13 protein-coding genes are annotated in these 16459 nt (G+C 71.4%); 8 read left to right on the forward strand and 5 right to left on the reverse strand.

What is annotated here, in order from left to right:
- Positions 1-54 precede the first annotated feature (54 nt).
- From CQ044_RS05035 to CQ044_RS05050, 4 genes are all read left to right on the forward strand, one after another.
- Positions 55-1098, forward strand: a complete 1044-nt coding sequence (locus CQ044_RS05035) for a hypothetical protein (RefSeq protein ID WP_146116737.1) — start codon at positions 55-57, stop codon at positions 1096-1098.
- An 88-nt stretch (positions 1099-1186) separates the two neighbouring features.
- Positions 1187-2656, forward strand: coding sequence for a DUF3375 domain-containing protein (locus tag CQ044_RS05040; protein WP_105687286.1), 1470 nt, complete (start codon positions 1187-1189; stop codon positions 2654-2656).
- Positions 2653-3402: a DUF4194 domain-containing protein gene (locus tag CQ044_RS05045; RefSeq protein WP_105687287.1), complete on the forward strand. Its 750-nt coding sequence runs from the start codon at positions 2653-2655 to the stop codon at positions 3400-3402. The genes CQ044_RS05040 and CQ044_RS05045 overlap by 4 nt, the downstream gene beginning before the upstream one ends.
- Entirely contained in the window at positions 3399-6755 is a 3357-nt protein-coding gene (locus CQ044_RS05050) for an ATP-binding protein (RefSeq protein WP_105687289.1), read from the forward strand. The genes CQ044_RS05045 and CQ044_RS05050 overlap by 4 nt, the downstream gene beginning before the upstream one ends.
- Before the next feature lie 36 nt (positions 6756-6791).
- On the opposite strand, the gene CQ044_RS05055 is transcribed toward CQ044_RS05050, so the two are convergent.
- Positions 6792-7019: a hypothetical protein gene (locus CQ044_RS05055; RefSeq protein ID WP_105687291.1), complete on the reverse strand. Its 228-nt coding sequence runs from the start codon at positions 7017-7019 to the stop codon at positions 6792-6794.
- A gap of 85 nt (positions 7020-7104) precedes the next feature.
- On the opposite strand from CQ044_RS05055, the gene CQ044_RS05060 reads away from it, so the two are divergent.
- A complete protein-coding gene (locus tag CQ044_RS05060; RefSeq protein ID WP_105687292.1) occupies positions 7105-8106 on the forward strand; it encodes a helix-turn-helix domain-containing protein in 1002 nt (333 codons plus the stop codon).
- A 29-nt stretch (positions 8107-8135) separates the two neighbouring features.
- On the opposite strand, the gene CQ044_RS19505 is transcribed toward CQ044_RS05060, so the two are convergent.
- Entirely contained in the window at positions 8136-8303 is a 168-nt protein-coding gene (locus CQ044_RS19505; protein ID WP_181158180.1) for a hypothetical protein, read from the reverse strand.
- 167 nt (positions 8304-8470) lie between these two features.
- On the opposite strand from CQ044_RS19505, the gene CQ044_RS05065 reads away from it, so the two are divergent.
- Complete coding sequence (locus CQ044_RS05065; RefSeq protein WP_105687294.1) at positions 8471-9874, forward strand: RNA polymerase sigma factor; 1404 nt, start codon at positions 8471-8473, stop codon at positions 9872-9874.
- A gap of 495 nt (positions 9875-10369) precedes the next feature.
- On the forward strand, positions 10370-11440 hold the full coding sequence (locus CQ044_RS05075; RefSeq protein WP_105687297.1) for an NAD(P)/FAD-dependent oxidoreductase: 1071 nt from the start codon (positions 10370-10372) through the stop codon (positions 11438-11440).
- Positions 11441-11756: 316 nt separating this feature from the next.
- Here CQ044_RS05075 and CQ044_RS05080 read toward each other — a convergent pair whose 3' ends face one another.
- Positions 11757-13046, reverse strand: a complete 1290-nt coding sequence (locus CQ044_RS05080; protein WP_105687298.1) for a threonine/serine exporter family protein — start codon at positions 13044-13046, stop codon at positions 11757-11759.
- A gap of 105 nt (positions 13047-13151) precedes the next feature.
- Between CQ044_RS05080 and CQ044_RS05085 the strand changes: the two genes are divergently transcribed.
- On the forward strand, positions 13152-14363 hold the full coding sequence (locus CQ044_RS05085) for a glycoside hydrolase family 3 N-terminal domain-containing protein (protein ID WP_105687300.1): 1212 nt from the start codon (positions 13152-13154) through the stop codon (positions 14361-14363).
- Between the two features lie 21 nt (positions 14364-14384).
- Here the strand turns inward: CQ044_RS05085 and CQ044_RS05090 are convergent, their stop codons facing one another.
- Both CQ044_RS05090 and CQ044_RS05095 read right to left on the reverse strand, forming a co-directional pair.
- Positions 14385-15338 carry a 3-methyladenine DNA glycosylase gene (locus tag CQ044_RS05090; protein ID WP_258133165.1) on the reverse strand — a complete coding sequence of 318 codons (954 nt, stop codon included), beginning with the start codon at positions 15336-15338 and terminating at the stop codon, positions 14385-14387.
- Positions 15335-16393 (reverse strand): App1 family protein, encoded by a 1059-nt coding sequence (locus CQ044_RS05095; protein WP_105687302.1) that lies wholly within the window; start codon positions 16391-16393, stop codon positions 15335-15337. The genes CQ044_RS05090 and CQ044_RS05095 overlap by 4 nt, the downstream gene beginning before the upstream one ends.
- Positions 16394-16459 lie beyond the last annotated feature (66 nt).

Below are 16459 nucleotides of genomic sequence, written 5' to 3' on the forward strand. Positions count from 1 at the left end.
AGATGGCAGACTGCTCCGTTGAGCGATCTTCGTGAGGGAGGACCAATGGATGGCGTGAGTTCCTTCGAGTTCGACACCGCCGCCCTGCGGGGACCGGTCGACCGATCGACGCCCGTCCGCCCGCCGGAGAGCGCGATCCACGGAAGCGCTGCGGAAGAGCTGTCGGTGCGACGACTCGTCATCAGCGTCGTCATCCAGGTTCTCGGGTTCGGGGTGCTGGCCGCGATCATGGTGGTGTTCGTGCAGCTGATCTTCGGCGGGGATGGGATGAACGCCCTCACCTGGATCATCGCGGCGTTCATGGTCTCACCGTTCGCCGCGATCGCGCAGATCAGAGCGTTCGGATCCCGCCGCCGGGAGCTCGACGAGCGCACCTACCGGCTCACGCGCTTCGCCGCAGACAACCGGATGAGTCACGTCGCCGCCGAGCCTGCGGTAGAGCATCCCGTCGCCCGATTCCGCACCGGCGGGCCGCTCGCGATCAGGGATCTGCTGCGCGCGCCTGAGAGATCCGGGCTCGAAGCGGGCACCTACTACTACGTGCGGAGCATGGGGCGCTCGACGGTCGCGCACAGTTCGAGCTACGTCGCGCTGGATCTCCGGGGCGCAGCGCCGTCGATGACCATGGCCACGAAGCTCGGCGACGTCTGGAGCCAGCCGTCGACCCGCGGCAGCACGCAGCATCAGGTCAGCATCAACGAGGACTTCGACGAGCGGGTCCGGGTCTACTGCGAGCCCCAGGACGACGATGCCGTGCGGAGACAGCTGACACCGCAGGTGCGCGACGCTCTGCTCGAGGTCGCCGGGAAGTGCGACATCGAGGTGGACGGCGGCCGGATCCACATCATCGCCCGCAAGGCACTCCCGTTCACTGACCCCGTGTTCTGGCGCTGGGTCGGCGACATCGATCGTCTCGTCTCGCTCTTCTCGCGGCCGGAGGCGCCGGTGCCGGCCGGGACGGCATCGGGATGGAGGAGCCGCAGCGTCGAGCGCGACGCTCTCTTCGCAGTGCCCCGGTCGGGCCGCGGCTTCGCCATCGGGGCCCTCGTCATCGTTCTGGGGCTGGTGGCTGCCGCCGTGATCACGGCGATGAGCTGAGGCGCCCGGGTACGACGTCACGCGGCGACCGGCATTGATAAGCTGAGGCCTTTGGGAACGGCGCGTTCCACAGCTGTAGGGAGCGATCGTGACCGGAAGCAGGGCAGAGGGCGCCTATCTGCGCGCTCTCGCGGCGTTCAAGACGCCGACGCTCGATCTGCTGCACGGCCGGTACGCGCCCTTCGTCGTCGCCGTGCTGAGCCAGATGTTCTCTGCCGACCGGCCGACAGTGGCCATCGCCGATGCGCACGTCGAGGTCGGCGAGATGCTGGATCAGCTCCGCGCGGCGGGCTATGGGCGCGACGACCGCCGGCTGCCCGCCACGACCGGTCGTGAGGTGTGCCGGTACTGGATCAAGGTCGGCTGGCTGGGCCAGCAGATCGAGGGCGAGAGCGAGGTCTACCGCCTCACCGCGCACGCCGTGCGCGCGCTCGAGATCGCCGACCTCACCGGGGGCGGCGCGCGCGTCTCCAACTCCCGGGTGCGCACCCTGCTCGAGGCCGTGGAGCGCCTCGCGGGGAACGCGGACGACGACCCGGCGCGACGGCTGAGGCGCTTGCGCGCGGAGCGGGCGGCGCTCGACGCCCAGATCACGGCGCTCGAGAGCGGGGCGGCCGATCCGGTGCCGGAGGACGAACTGCTCGAAGAGGCCGAGAACGTGCTGCACCTCTCGCGAGGGCTGCCGGCGGACTTCACGCGCGTCGCGGAGTCGATCAAGGCGATGCAGCGCGATGTGATCCGCGACCTCCGTCGCGACGAGCGCCCGACAGGGGAGGTGCTGCGCGAATATCTGCTGCGCGGCCAGCAGGTTATGCAGTCCACGCGCGAGGGGCAGGCGTTCGCGGGCGCGCTGCGCCTCATCGGCGACCCGGAGCGGATCGACGAGCTCACGGATCAACTGCACGGACTCCTCTCGCGCCCGTTCGCGCAACTGCTGGACGGCACGCAGCGCACGGAGCTCGACATGATCGGGCGCCGCATGGAGCTGGGCGTGCAGGAGGTCTTGACCGCACAGCGCCGCGCGTCGCACGTCATCGCGGGTCAGGTGCGCACGCACGACCCCGCGCGCGATCGCCAGGTCGATGAGCTGCTGCGCGACGTCATCGCGGGGATGCAGGCCTGGACGCAGACGCGGACCCCCGAGACCCCGGTGGAACCGCTCCGCCGCCTGCCGGTCGCGAGCATCGGCCACCTGCGCCAATCGCTCGGCGACATCCGCCCGCCCGGATCGCCGGTGGCTCTGGTCACGCAGGGTCAGGACGCCGAGTTCGTCGACGCCGACACACGGGCCTGGGGCGGCCCGCACTACGCCGAACTCGAGGCGCACGTCTCAGGACTCGGCGACGTGTTCGACCTCGGCGAAGCGTTCCAGGCGATCGTCGCGGAAAGCACCCGCCGCCCGGTCGATCTGCTCGGACTGCTCGAGATCGCCCACCGCAACGGGCTGGCAGAGGCGGACGGGGTCTCGATCGTGGAGACCGTGCGCCCCGACGGCACCGCGCGCCGATTCGCCTTCGGATCCGTGACCGCCCATGCGAGGAAGGAAGAGGAACGATGACCTCCGATGTTGCAGAGACCTCCGATGCCGCCGAGACCTCGGATGCCACAGAGACCTCGGGGTTCATCGAGCCCGTCGCGATGGAGGACGACCTCGCCGAGCTGTTCCCCGGCGACCGTGGGGTGCTCGATCCCGAGGTGCGGCGCACGCTCGCGCTGATCCTGCATCGGCGCTTCCTGCTCGCCGACCGCAATCGCACCGAGTGGCGCACCCTGCTCGACCACCAGACGGTGATCGAGTCGCGCCTCAACGATCTGTACATCCGGCTGATCGTCGATCACGAGCACGGCCTCGCTTACAAGCAGCAGATCCGCATCGACGAGCTCGATATCCCGATCCTCCTGCGCGATACGCCCTACACCCGCTCCGAGACCCTGGTGCTGGTGCACCTGCGCACCGTCTACGAACGGGAGAACGTCGCCGGCGAGGCCGCGCCGCGCATCGACATCGAGGATGTCGAGCAGACCGTGCTCAGCTACTTCACCGATGCCGACGGCGACATCTCGCGGCGCCAGAAGGCCGTGCGCGATGCGATGCGCAAGCTCTCGAACGACGGGATCATCAGCGAGGAGACCACCGGGCGCTACCGGATCGGTCCTCTCGTCGAGGTCGTGCTGAGCGCGGAGAAGCTCACTGAGCTGCGCGACTGGCTGCGCGACACCGCCGCCGAACGACGTGCCGCCGCAGGCGGCGTCGCGCTCGACGCCGACGCCCCCGAGGAAGCCCTGGAGGACGCCCTGTCATGACGATGGTCGACACTCTCTTCGGACTGATCCCCGAAGCGTCCCGCGGCCAGCAGTGGGTCGCGGAGGATCTGCAGCTGGTGAACTGGGGCGGCTACGACGGGGGACCGCACCGCGTGCGGTTCTCTCCTGCCGCGACCCTGCTCTGCGGCGGATCCGGATCCGGCAAATCGACGCTCATGGACGCGTACATCGCGCTCATGATGCCGCACACGACACCGTTCAACGGCGCGTCGAACGGTGGCGTCACCGGGCGCCCTCGTGGCGACGAACAGCGCAACGTGCTCTCCTACGGGCGCGGCAAGCTCGACGAGACGCGCACCGAGGAGGGCACGAAGGTGCAGGTGCTCCGCGGCGACGGCGAGGACACCTGGACAGCGATCGCGGTGACGTGGCGCGACCACGACGACTCGCGCTTCACGGCCGTGCGCGCCTGGTACATCCCGGCCGGCGCGCGCGTGCTCGAGGACACGGTGCGCGTGCGCGCCACCGCGAACACCGGGTTCGACCTCGCGACACTCGAACGTGCGGCCGCGCAGCGCCTCACCGACGCCTCCGTGCGCGCCGCCGGGCTGGAACCCGTGGGCACGGACCGCGAGTTCTCGGCACGGCTGCACTCCGTGCTGGGCATCGGAGCCGCGGGATCCGGCGCGAATGCGATGAGCCTGCTCGCCCGTATCCAGGCCGGACAGCAGATCACGACGGTCGACGACCTCTACAAGCGCCTGGTGCTCGAAGAGCCCGAGACGATGCGCACCGCGGACGCCGTGGTCGTGCACTTCGATGAACTCGAGAGCACGAAGCAGCGCATGCTCGTCGCACGCCAGCAGGTCGCCGCCCTCGAGCCGATCCGAGACCTGCGCCAGCGCATCGACACCGCGGCCGGGCGGATGACGCTCATCGACGCGGTGGGCGTGTTTGAGGATCCGACGTCCGTCGCCTCCCTCTGGCGTGCCGAGCGGCGCATGGACCTGCTCCGCACGGTCGAGGATGAGCTCCGCGACCGGACCCGCGTGCTCGACGTCCTCGTGCGGGAGAAGCGCGTGCAGGCGGAGGCCGCGGAGGTCGAGCACGACGGCCTGCGGGATCTGCTGCGCGAGCGCGGCGGCGACAGGCTGGAGACGGCGCAGCGGGAGCTGCGCGGTGTCGAGCGGCGTCTGGAGGACGCTCGAGTCCTTCGTGCGAGATTCGACGACGACCTGCGCGCGCTCGGCGCGGAGGTGCACAGCAGGGCGGAGTTCGACAAGCTCGTCGGGCGCGCCCGCGCGGTGCTCGGCGACGCGGACGCCAAGGGCAACGCGCGCGAGGCGTGGGCCGATGCACGTCGCACCAGGGACGGCCTCAAGATCGAACTCGCGCAGCGCGAGCGTGCGGCCGAGGAGGCCACGGCGTTCGCGGGCAACATCCCCGGCGACCTGTACCGTTCCCGGGAGCTGCTCGCCGAGGCGGCGGGGCTCGAACCGCACCAGCTGCCCTTCGTGGGCGAGCTCATCGAGGTCCGCACGGAGTACGAGCCGTGGCGCGAGGCGTTCAACCTCGCCCTCGGCGGCTTCGCCACGACCGTGCTGCTCGACGTTGCCGACCTCGACCGGTTCCGCACCGCGATCGACGGCGTGCGCACTCCGCGTCGCCTCACGTACCAGGGGGTGCACACCGGTCTCCCCGCGAACGGCGGGGGAGCGGAGAACCGCCTGCCGGGACGTCTCGAGTACGCGGACGCGCCCTTCACGGGCTGGCTGCAGGTGCGTCTGGCCGAGCGGTTCGGCTTCGTCTGCGTGAACTCCTCCGCGGAGCTCGCCGCGCATGAGCAGGCGCTCACGATCACGGGCCAGGTCTCCCGCGGGGACCAGGGCGCGCACGGCGGCCACGGCAGGGCCAACGTGCTCGGCTTCTCCAACCGCGCCCGCCTGCGCGAGCTGGAGGCCGCGGTCGAGGAGCTGCGACCCGCCCTCGATCGCGCGGAGGAAGCCGTGACGGCGGCCGAGACGGCGCTGGACCGGTTCGACGCCGAGCGCGCGGCCTTCGCGCGGATCGTGGACGTCGTGTGGGACCAGGTCGACGTCGACGCCCTCGTCGCCGTGCAGGAGCGCTGGCGCGGCGTCGAGTCGGAGGTCGCGGAGAAGAACCCGGACATCGCCGGGATCGCGGCGCAGATCGAGAAGGCCAAGGCGCTGGCGGGACGACTCCGCGAGGAGATCGGCGCGGCCACGGCCGAACGTCAGCAGGTCGAGCAGCGCTGGGGCGAGATCACGGACGACGTCGACGCCGGTCAGGCGCTGATCGACGAGGCGACCGGATCCGATCGCGCCGTCGGCGCGGAGCAGGCGCAGTACCTCGACGACCGCTTCGCCTCGCCCGCATCGGCAAAGGCCGGGCCCTCGGTGCTGCTGGAGCGCTTCGACGGTGCGCTGCAGACCGCGGGCAACCGGCTGAACGAGGACCGCGCGACGGCGTTCGAGGCTCACCACGAACAGCGCGAGAGCATGCGCCGTCTGATGGCCGGATTCCTGGAGCGCTGGGAGAACCCGAACCTGGTCGCCGATCCGGATCTGTACGTCGACGACTTCGAGAGCATCCTCGCGGCGCTCGAGACGAGCGGACTCCATCAGCTCGAGAGCGAGTGGCGGGACAGCCTCGTCCACCTCTCCGGGAACGACCTCACGAACCTCGACTCCACGCTCGGCCGGGCGCTCCGGGACATCCGGGAACGGATCGAGCCGATCAACCGGATCATGCAGGACCTGCCGTTCTACGACGACCACCACCGCCTGCAGATCACGACCCGCGAGAGCCAGTCCGAGGCGCGCAAGCGCTTCCGGCGTGACCTGCGCGAGGTGCGGGGGCTCATCGAGGGCGCGTCCAGCGATCAGGAACGCGAGCAGGCCTACCGCCGGATGTCGCGTCTCATCGGGCACCTGCGGCGCAGCGCGCCGGACTTCGCCGATCTCATCGACGTGCGCAACCACGTGCGGGTGAGCGCCGAGCGCGTCACCGCCGACACCAAGCAGCACGTCGCGCTCTACGACCACATCGGCGAGAAGTCCGGCGGCGAGTCGCAGGAGCTCATCGCGTTCATCGTGGGCGCGGCGCTCCGCTACCAGCTGGGCGATGCCGGAGCCGAGCGCCCGCGCTACGCCCCGGTGTTCATGGACGAGGCCCTCATCAAGGCCGATGCGCACTTCACCAAGCGGGCGATCGGCGCATGGCGCGGTCTCGGGTTCCAGCTCGTGATCGGGGCGCCCAACGACAAGTACAGTGCGATCGAACCGCACGTCGACGTGGAGTACGACATCCTGAAGGACACCCAGGGGCGATCCTGGGCGAAGCTCAAGGTCGCGTTGCCCGAGGCTCGCTGAGCCTCGGGGCGCGGATCCTCGCGCAGAGGCGACCTGTCACCAGTCGCTGCGGTCGAGCGCGGCCTGCAGGTCGCGCATCGCGCGCGCATCCTCGCGGGTAGGCACGCCGCCGCGCTGCAGGATCCGGCGGGGCAGCCACGTCGGCATCGCGAGACGCGCGCGTCGCTGCGGCGACGGCGCGGTGTCCGCAGCGGTACGCGGGGAGGCGTCCGTGCGGGCCAGGGGGATCCGGAAGGGGGCGGGGGTCGTAGCGGTCTCGGTCATGGCTTCAAAGCTACGAGCACCAGGATCCTGCCACCAGATGGCGGAAAGACTTTCGCCATAAAGATTCAGCCAGTATGATCGCAGCATGCTGCAGAGCGTCACCCTTCCCGTGATCGACGGGCTCGCCGTCTTCGAGTTCGGCCTGCTCAGCGAGGTTTTCGGACTGGATCGGAGCGTCTATTCGGACGTCCCCGCCTTCGACTTCCGCGTGTGCGGCCTCGAGGCCGGGCGAGCCGTGAGCACCGAGGTCGGGGCGCAGGTGATCCCCGCCTACGGGCTCGAGGCGATGGAACATGCCGACGTGATCGCGGTGCCGGCGGCACGCGTCCGTCCCGCCGAGGAGTACCCGGCCGAGCTGCTGGATGCGCTGCGCCGCGCCGCGGATCGCGGGGCGATCCTGCTGAGCGCTTGCTCCGGGGCGTTCATCCTGGGAGCCGCGGGTCTGCTCGACGGGAGGCCGTGCACGACGCACTGGCGCTATGCCGAGGAACTGCAGCGGCGCTACCCGACGGCCCGTATCGATCCGGACGTGCTGTTCGTGGACGACGGCGATCTGATCACGAGCGCCGGCACCGCGGCGGGCATCGACGCGAGTCTGCACCTCGTGCGCCGTGAGCTCGGCAGCGCGATCGCCAACGTCATCGCCCGGAACATGGTGGTGCCGCCGCAGCGCGACGGCGGGCAGCGTCAGTACATCGAGCGCCCGGTCCCGCAGGCCGATTCGGATGCCATGGGCGACGTCCTGGCGTACCTGGGCGATCGTCTCGGCGCCGCGCATTCCGTCGCGTCGCTCGCACAGCGTGCGCACATGTCCACCCGCACGTTCGCGCGGAGGTTCGTCGCGGAGACCGGGGTGACGCCGATGCAGTGGCTCACCGCTCAGCGGGTGCTGCATGCGCGGCTCGCCCTCGAGACGACCGATGCATCGATCGAGGAGATCGCGACCACCTGCGGATTCGGCAGTGCGACGCTGTTCCGGCACCACTTCACGCGGGAGGTCGGGATCGCGCCGAGCGCGTACCGTCGCACCTACGCCTGCGACCTCGCGGAGCAGACGGCGGAGCGAGAGCTGCTGTCTCTCGGGTAGCGCCTGGCCGGTCTGCTCGGAGCGCGGGGCTACCGCGTCGACAGATAGAGGACGAGCACGCCGATGATCACCAGCGCGACCGCGAGCATGCTCCACACCGGCGCTCCGTAGACATCTCGGAGGATCCACGGCGTCCGATATCCGCGCTCTGCAGCCGTCCGCCTGCGATGTCGTCTGCCGCCGTTCCGCGTCGCCATCCGGCGAGCGTAGGTCGGTGGGCTGAGGCTCGGCTATGACTGCGCCCGGTGTCGCCTGAGCACGGTCAGGGGTGCGGATCGGATGCGGGAGGCATCCGCTCGCCGGGATCCGGCGTCGGGATGACAGACTGAATATATTGGTCCGACGTCTTGCGGGGGGAGCGAGCATGCACGACGACCGCAGCGATGCGCAGCTGCTCCGCGCGGTGCGAGGCGGCGACGGTGGCGCCTGGGAGCTCCTGTGGCACCGTCACTACGACTCCGCTCTCCGGTACGCCCGGCGCCTCTACTGGTCGCGGGCGGAGGATCTCGTCTCGGAGTCGTTCCTCGCGATCTACCAGCAGCTGCGAACGCGGGACAACGGGCCGGATTCGTCTTTCCGTGCCTACTTGAAGACGGTGATCCGCAACACCTCCGCCCGATGGCATGCGGACGCCGGTCGGATGCTCGACACCGAGGACATCGATCAGGTGGATCCTCGCGATGGCCTCCGCCACGTCGAACGGGAGTCCGGTGCGGCGGATGTCCTCGCCGCGTTCGGAGCGCTTCCCGACCGCTGGCAGCGGGTGCTCTGGCTCTCAGAGGTGGATCAGGCGGGGCGTCCCGCGATCGCGCGCGAGCTGGGCATCAGACCGAATGCGGTGTCGGCGCTGCAACGTCGTGCCCGCGCGGGCATGAAGTATCAATGGCTGGTCCGGCAGGTTCCGACGGGACTTCGCGGCGATGCCGCACACGTCGCCCGTCTGCTGCCGCAGCACCTGGCGCACCCCCGGAATGCGGCTCTCGCCGCGGAGGTCGCCGCGCACCTCGTGACCTGCATGCTCTGCACGGACCTGCTGCGCGGCATGCATGCCTCCGTCGCCCGGGCACAGGGCGGGGCGCTGTCGGCGGTGCTGCTCGGGACGGTCGGAGCGGGAGTGCCGGTCACCGCGTCGCTGAGCGCCGGGACGGCCGCCGCGGCCACGACCACGGCGGGCGCGGGTGTACTGGCCTGGCTGTTCGCGGGCGGCGTCACCGCCGCCACGGTCGGCGGTCTCGTGGCGACGGCGCTGCTCACCGTCGCGCCTGCGGTCGCGCCGCCGGCGGAGGCCCTCCGCGCCCCGACGGCGACAGCGACGCCGTCTCCGGGCCCCTCCGCGGACGCGGAGGCAGCTCGGACCGAGGTGCCCGAGCCCGTTGCGCCCGCGCCGGATCCTCCGGTGGAGGCGGCACCGGATCCTGCTCCGGTGGCTCCGGATCTCTCCGCGGTGACTCCGGATCCCGTTGCGGCCGTGATTCCGGATCCTGCCGTACCGCTCCCTCCGGATGTCGTCGTGCCGGTGCCTACGGTTCCCGCCGCGCCGGTGCCTCCGGATGTCGTCGTGCCGGCGCCTCCGGTTCCCGCCGTGCCGGTGCCTCCGGTTCCCGCCGTGCAGGTGCCTCCGGATGGTGTTGCGGAACTGTGGTCGATGACTCTCCCGGACGCGTCGCTGCCCGTCGTCGACCTGCCGCCGACGAGTGCGCAGCTCGTCGCGACGTCCCAGATCAGCGTCCTGGGACTCTCGTTGGAACTGCGCGTCGTGCTTCCCTGACGTCTAGCCGCGGGCAGGGGCCGATCCTTTGCGCAGATTCCGGCGCGGGTGGTCATGCGGGCGGACGTCGTGGGGAGCGCAGCGCGGCCTCTCATCCTCTGGTTCCGCCAGTGCGGCGGGGACTGCCGCGGCGGCCGCGGCGGCATCGTCGGCGGCGGCGATCGCGGTGATGACGGTCAGGTTCCACGCAGCGCTGGGCCGGACTCTTCTGCGGTCGAGCGTGCGCTCGCCCACCTCCTCCGAATCGGGGGTGGATCCTTCGGGTGGCGTCTCCGGGTTGCGCATGTCATCCTCACTCGTGCATCGGCCCACCGCGAGCCGATCATCCGACCCGGTGAGGGGTCGTCGATGTAGAGAGTCGGCAACCGGCCGATAGTGACGCGCTCCGGTGAAGAAACCCGAGGGCGTCCGCAGATCGTTGCGGCGAGCACGGGGAGCACGGGGAACACGGGAAAGGTGGGGAACACCGGGAGCACTCGAGATGTTGCACCGGCCGTGGACATCCTCGACAGCATCGTGATCGGCGCGGGCCAGGCCGGCCTGTCGAGCTCGCACCATCTGCGCCGGCTCGGCATCGCGCATGTGGTCCTAGACGCGGACGATGCGCCGGGCGGCGCGTGGCAGCACCGCTGGGACGCGCTCACGATGCAGGACGTGCACGGCGTCGCGGAGCTGCCGGGGTCCGTTCCGCCTCCGCGCACGACGGAGCGGGCGAACCGTGCCGTGCCGGCCTACTTCGCCGGCTACGAGCGCGCCCATGAGCTGCCGGTGATCCGGCCTGTCCACGTCGACCGGGTGACCGACGACGAAGGGATCCTCGTCGTGCACGCGGGCGATCGGAGCTGGCGCACCCGCACCCTCATCAACGCCACGGGCACGTGGACGCAGCCGTTCCTGCCGCATTACCCGGGTATGGAGACCTTCCTCGGGGAGCAGTTCCACACGGTCGACTACCCGGGACCTGAGCACCTCCGAGGCAAGCGCGTGCTCGTGGTCGGCGGCGGGGCGTCGGCCGTGCAGTTCCTGGGTGCGCTCGCACCGATCGCTGGCGTCGTGTGGGTCACGCGACGTCCGCCCGTCTGGCGCGACGACGACTTCACCCCCGAGGCGGGCGCCGCCGCCGTGGCGCTCGTCGAACAGCGCGTCGCTCAGGGTCTCGCCCCGCAGAGTGTGGTCAGCGTGACCGGCCTGATGCTGCGGCCGCAGGAGCAGGCGGCGGCGCGGCTCGGCGTCTACGACGCGCGCCGGCCCATGTTCGAGCGCATCGAACCGGACGGCGTCCGTTGGGCGGACGGCTCCTTCGAGCCTGTCGACGCGATCCTATGGGCCACGGGGTTCCGGCCCGCGATCGGGCACCTCGCCCCGCTGCACCTGCGCAGCGAGCGCGGCGGGATCCAGCTCGATCGCGACGGTCGCGGAACGACGGCGGTGAAGGATCCGCGGATCCAGCTCGTGGGATACGGCCCCTCGGCGAGCACGATCGGCGCGAACCGGGCCGGCCGCACCGCGGCGCGCGGCGTGCAGCGCTACCTCGCGCGGGCGCTTGCCGCGGTCGAGGCAGGCTGAGCCGCTCGGGTCCGCGCGGCTCCGGGCGCCCGCTTTCGGGGCGCGTTCTCCGGTTTTGGGGCGCGCTACGACGTGGAATCGGGGTGCGGTGCGCCCCAAAACGAGGGGGTGCGCCCCAAACGGAGCGACCGCGCGCGGCAGGGTGTTGAGTCAGGACGGTGTCGGATCCGGATCCGGCCGACGTGACCCTTCGGGGCGCGTTCTCTCGTTTTGGGGCGCACCACGTCGTCGAAACCGGGCGTGGCGTGCCCCAAAACGGTGGGGTGCGCCCCAAACGGAGCACTTGTGCGCCAGGAGAAGGAAGAGGGCGCGGGGGTCAGCGGATGATGCGGATCGAGCCGGTCGCGGTGGACGGGGAGACGGGCCGCGTGATCCGCAGCGCGTCGGCGATCAGCGCGCCGACCTTCGTCCCGATGCACAGGCTGATGAAGATCATCGGGGCGGCCGCGAGCGCGGCGGCGTCGAACGACGCGAGCGCCACGAGCCCGACCGTGCCCGGGACCAGGAGCAGGAAAGCCGGCTGGAACGAGACCGTCGCGGGGACCGCGAGCGTCATCCTCTCCAGCACGCGCGCCGCGAGGAACAGCAGCCCGGCGGTGATCCCCGTCGCGACGGTGCTGCCGGTGTACGGGCTCAGCAGCATCAGCGCTGCGTAGGTGCAGATCATCACGATCACCGTCGCGATCGTGAGGCGGAATCCGGATCCGAAGCTCAGCCCGATCCCGATCGCGAGCACCACGACACCGACCCAGCTCCAGGCCAGCGGCGGTACCGCCTCCCACCCGCCGTGCCCCGTGACGAGCGAGGTCTCACCGACGAGGGCCGCGGAACGCGGATCCACGCGCAAGCCGGTCGCCGCCGCGCCGGTGAAGATCCCCGCGGCCATGAACGTGAGCATGATCAGGCCGTACACGAGCCGCGATGCGCCGGTGACGATGTCGGCCGCGGTCAGTTCGAGGAGGGCGTTCGTGATGAGGGCGCCCGGCACGAGCAGCGCGACAGGGGCGCACACCGCGAAGAGCGGCACGGCGCCCAGATCCAGGCGATCGGCGACCACCCCGACGACGAGGGTCGAGATGAGCGATGCGACGAACGGGACCACGGCGGCGGCCGCGCGGATCCGCTCCGTGGCCAGCACGATCGCGGCGACGAGCCCGCCGACCAGCAGCGCGAGCACGATCGCCCACCACGGGCAGCGGAACAGTATCGCGAGTCCCGCCGCCAGGAGCGCGCCGCCGAGCGCGGTCTGCAGGACCGGATGCCGGCGCTGCAGACCGCGGATGTGCGAGATGTGCGCCGGAACCTGGTCCAGCGTGACGCGTCCCGCCTCGAGCCGCCGTGCGAGACGCGAGGCGTGGGCGGTCTGGCGGAAGGTCAGCCCCGGCCCTCCGCCGGCGGAGATCGTGGTCGCTCCCGGGATGCCGGGACGGCTCACGAACACGTGCTCGGGGAGCACGGCGAAAGAGAGGTCGGCGCCGGGAGCGGTCGCGTCGCGGGCGCGCTCGAGCGTGCCGCGCACGTCGGTCACGGACACGCCGGAATCGAGCAGCAGCGCGCCGAGGTCGCCGAGAGCGACGTCGGGGGAGACGGGTTCGGAAGGGGACATCACCTGAAATCGTAGAACGTGCGGCGGCCCCGCGCGGTTCGGAACGGTCAGCGGCGACCGGCGTCGCCGCAGAGACGCCCAGCCGCGCCGACCTAGGCTGGAGGCATGCGGGTGTTCACGAGGCGAGCCCACGCGTCGCACGCGGTCGGCAGGCGTGCGGGCGCGGTGGCCCTGCTGCTCTCGACGCTGCTCGCTGCATCCGCCTGTGCACCGGACTCCTCGTCCGCGGGGGGATCCGGCGCGTCCGTGCCCTCCGCGCACACACCGAGCGCTGAGCCCGCACCCGCGCCGACAGCGTCCCCGCGCTCCCGCGTGCAGGAGATCGTCACGCAGATGGATCTCGCGCAGCAGGCGTCCGCGGTGGTGATGGGCAACACGCCGGGTGCGGATCCGGTGGCGATGCGCGCGATGATGAGCCGTGGGTTCGGCGGGTTCATCCTGATGGGATCCAACGTGCCCGCCACCCCGGGTGACCTGCATGCGATGTCCGAGGCTCTCACGATCGACCCCGCGCTGCCGCCGCTGATCGCGACCGACGAGGAGGGCGGCGACGTGGTCCGCCTGCCCTGGGACGATCAGCCGGGAGCGGACGTGCTCAAGGCGCAGCCCGCCGGCGCTACCAGGGCCGCGTTCGCCCGGCGCGGGATGCTGCTCGCGCAATCGGGCGTGACGGTCAACTTCGGCGTCGTCGCGGATGTGGCGTCGTCGCCGGACTCGTTCATCTACGACCGCTCGTTCGGCACGGATCCGGCCGCCGCGGCCGAGCGCGTCGACGCGGCTGTGCGCGGGGAGGCGTCCTGGGTGTCCACGACCCTCAAGCACTTCCCGGGACACGGTGCGGCCGAGGGCGACTCGCACCACATGATCCCGAGCACGGGGATGGATCTGGAGACCTGGCGCTCAGAGGTGGCTCCGCCTTTCCTGGCTGGGATCAGGGCGGGTGCGCCGATCGTGATGATGGGGCATCTCGCGTACACGGCGGTGGACGCGCAGCCGGCGTCCCTGTCGCCTCGTTGGCATCAGATCCTGCGCGACGACCTCGGCTTCCGCGGCGTCATCGTCACCGACGACCTCGACATGCTGGTCGACTCCGGCGATCCCGCGTACGCGGACGAGGTGTCCGACGCCGTGCAGGCGGTCGTCGCGGGGAGCGACCTCGTGCTCGCCCTCGACGGCGCGGGACCCGACACCGCGCAGAAGATCGCCGATGGGCTCGTCGCGGCGGTCCGCAGCGGCGCCCTTCCCGCCGATCGCCTCCGCGAGGCGGCGTCCCGGGTGGTCGCGCTCCGCCTGGACATCGCAGACCGACGGCACTGAGCCCGTCACAGGCCCCGTGCGTCAGCCCGCTGCGCCTTGCCAGCCCTCGAGGATCCGAGTGCGCAGGACGTTGCCGCGCTCGGCGAACTCGCGTTGACGACGCACATACTCGGCCTTGCCCTCCGCGGTCTCGATCCGCACCGGGACGACGCCCCAGTCGGAGAGATCGTAGGGCGCTGCCTCCATGTCGAGGACCCGAATGTCGCGGGCCAGTTCGAACGCGTCCAGCAGGATCTCGCCGGGCACGAGCGGTCCGAGCTTCATGGCCCACTTGTAGACGTCCATGCCTGCATGCAGGCAGCCGGGCTGCTCGAGGAGGGGCTGCGTCTCGCGGGTCGGCGCGAGCCGGTTGCGGGGCACCGCGTCCGGCGTGAAGAAGCGGTACGCGTCGATGTGCGTGCAGCGCAGCTCGCCCTGCTCCACGACCGCGTCGGTTCCCGCCTGCCCCAGTCGCAGCGGCACGGCGTGCCGGTGCTCGGGCGTGCGGTACACCATCGCCCACTCGTGCAGGCCGAAGCAGCCGAACTGCCCGGGACGCGCGGCGGTGCGCGCGAGCATCGCGTGCACGAGGCGCGCGAGCTCCGGCTTGTCGGCGGCGAAGGCGTCCGCGTCCGGCATGACGGCATCGGATCCGGATCCGGATGACGCGGCGTCCTGATGCGGCGCGGGGGAGTACCAGCGCCAGCCCGCCCGTTCCGGAGCGTCCTCGAGCACCACTCCCGCCCCGGGGTGCCAGCGGCGCAGCTGACCCGGCTTGTAGCCGTAGTACGTGAAGAGGAAGTCGTGGACGGGGTGCTTCTCGCGACGCGCCTGGCGGGCACGGTGCTCCGCGGTCAGCGCGTCGGCGCGCTCCGCGTGGGCCTCCGCGCGGGCCGACCACGTCGCGCGATCCAGGCGCGCGCGAGGGACCGCCGCCGCGGCAGAGCCCGGCGCCGAGGCGAGAGCGGAGGCCGGCGCGCCGGCGGGGCCGGTCATGGCTCCGAGCGCACGACGCCCGCGTCGATGAGCTCGTCGAGGATGCCGGCGCCGTCCTCCGCGCTCACCCACGGCGCGAGGTCCTCGTCGCGCGCCTCGGCGTCTGCGCCGTCGCCGTCGGCACGGGCCGAGGCGCGACGGCCGGCGAGGACGCCCTCCGCGGGGAGCAGGCGACGGATCGCGACGGCCGCGACGTTCTCGGGGTGGTCGATGAGGAACTGCCCGTAGATGGCCTCGTCGTGCTGCCCGTCGTCGCCGATCAGCAGCCACTGCATGTGCGGGAACTCCTCGGCGAGGCGGGAGAGGTTCCGCAGCTTGTGCTCGCGCCCGCTGCGGAACCAGCGCTCATGCGTGGGCCCCCAGTCGGTGAGCAGCATGGATCCGGCGGGGAAGAGGTGACGGGAGAGGAAGCGGTTGAGCGTGGGAGCCACGTTCCAGGCGCCCGTGGAGAGGTAGATCATCGGCGAGCCGGGGTTGTCGCGCATGAGCCGTTCGAGCAGCACCGCCATGCCGGGGACCGGGGTGCGCGCGTGCTCGTCGACGACGAAGGAGTTCCACGCGGCGATCAGAGGCCGCGGCAGGGCCGTCACCATGACGGTGTCGTCGACATCGGAGATCACGCCGAAGCGGACGTCGTCGGCGACGACGAACACCCGCGCAGGGGTCGGATCCTGACCCTCGACGGACATCGTCACCTGCTGCCAGCCCGGGGCGAGGTCGGCCTCGATGCGGCAGTCGACGACGCCGCCGCGATCGGCCGCGACCTCGTGCGCACGACCGGCGACCGTGATCGTGACGGTCGCGAAGCTCACCGGGATGCCGACGAAGCTGCGCCAGCCCCGGACGCTCGCGTCCTTGCCGCCGCGACGGGTCTTCGGCAGGATCAGGACGCGGCCGACGACGCGCACCCAGCCCGCGCCGCCGTAGCCCGGGAAGGGCACGATGCTCGCGGTGCGGCCGCGTTTGCGGGCACGCCGCTCACGCCACGCGTGGAAGCGGTGCTCCAGGCGGGCGAACCAGTGGATCCGCTCCGGTCGGGCTGAGGACGAGGGCATAGCGCCTCTAGTCTTTCACGTCCGCGCCCTGACGCAGGCTCAGGGGCGGAACGCCGGGCCTCGCGG

The organism is Microbacterium sp. MYb64 (assembly GCF_002979495.1).
GTDB classification, from domain to species: Bacteria; Actinomycetota; Actinomycetes; order Actinomycetales; family Microbacteriaceae; genus Microbacterium; species Microbacterium azadirachtae_A.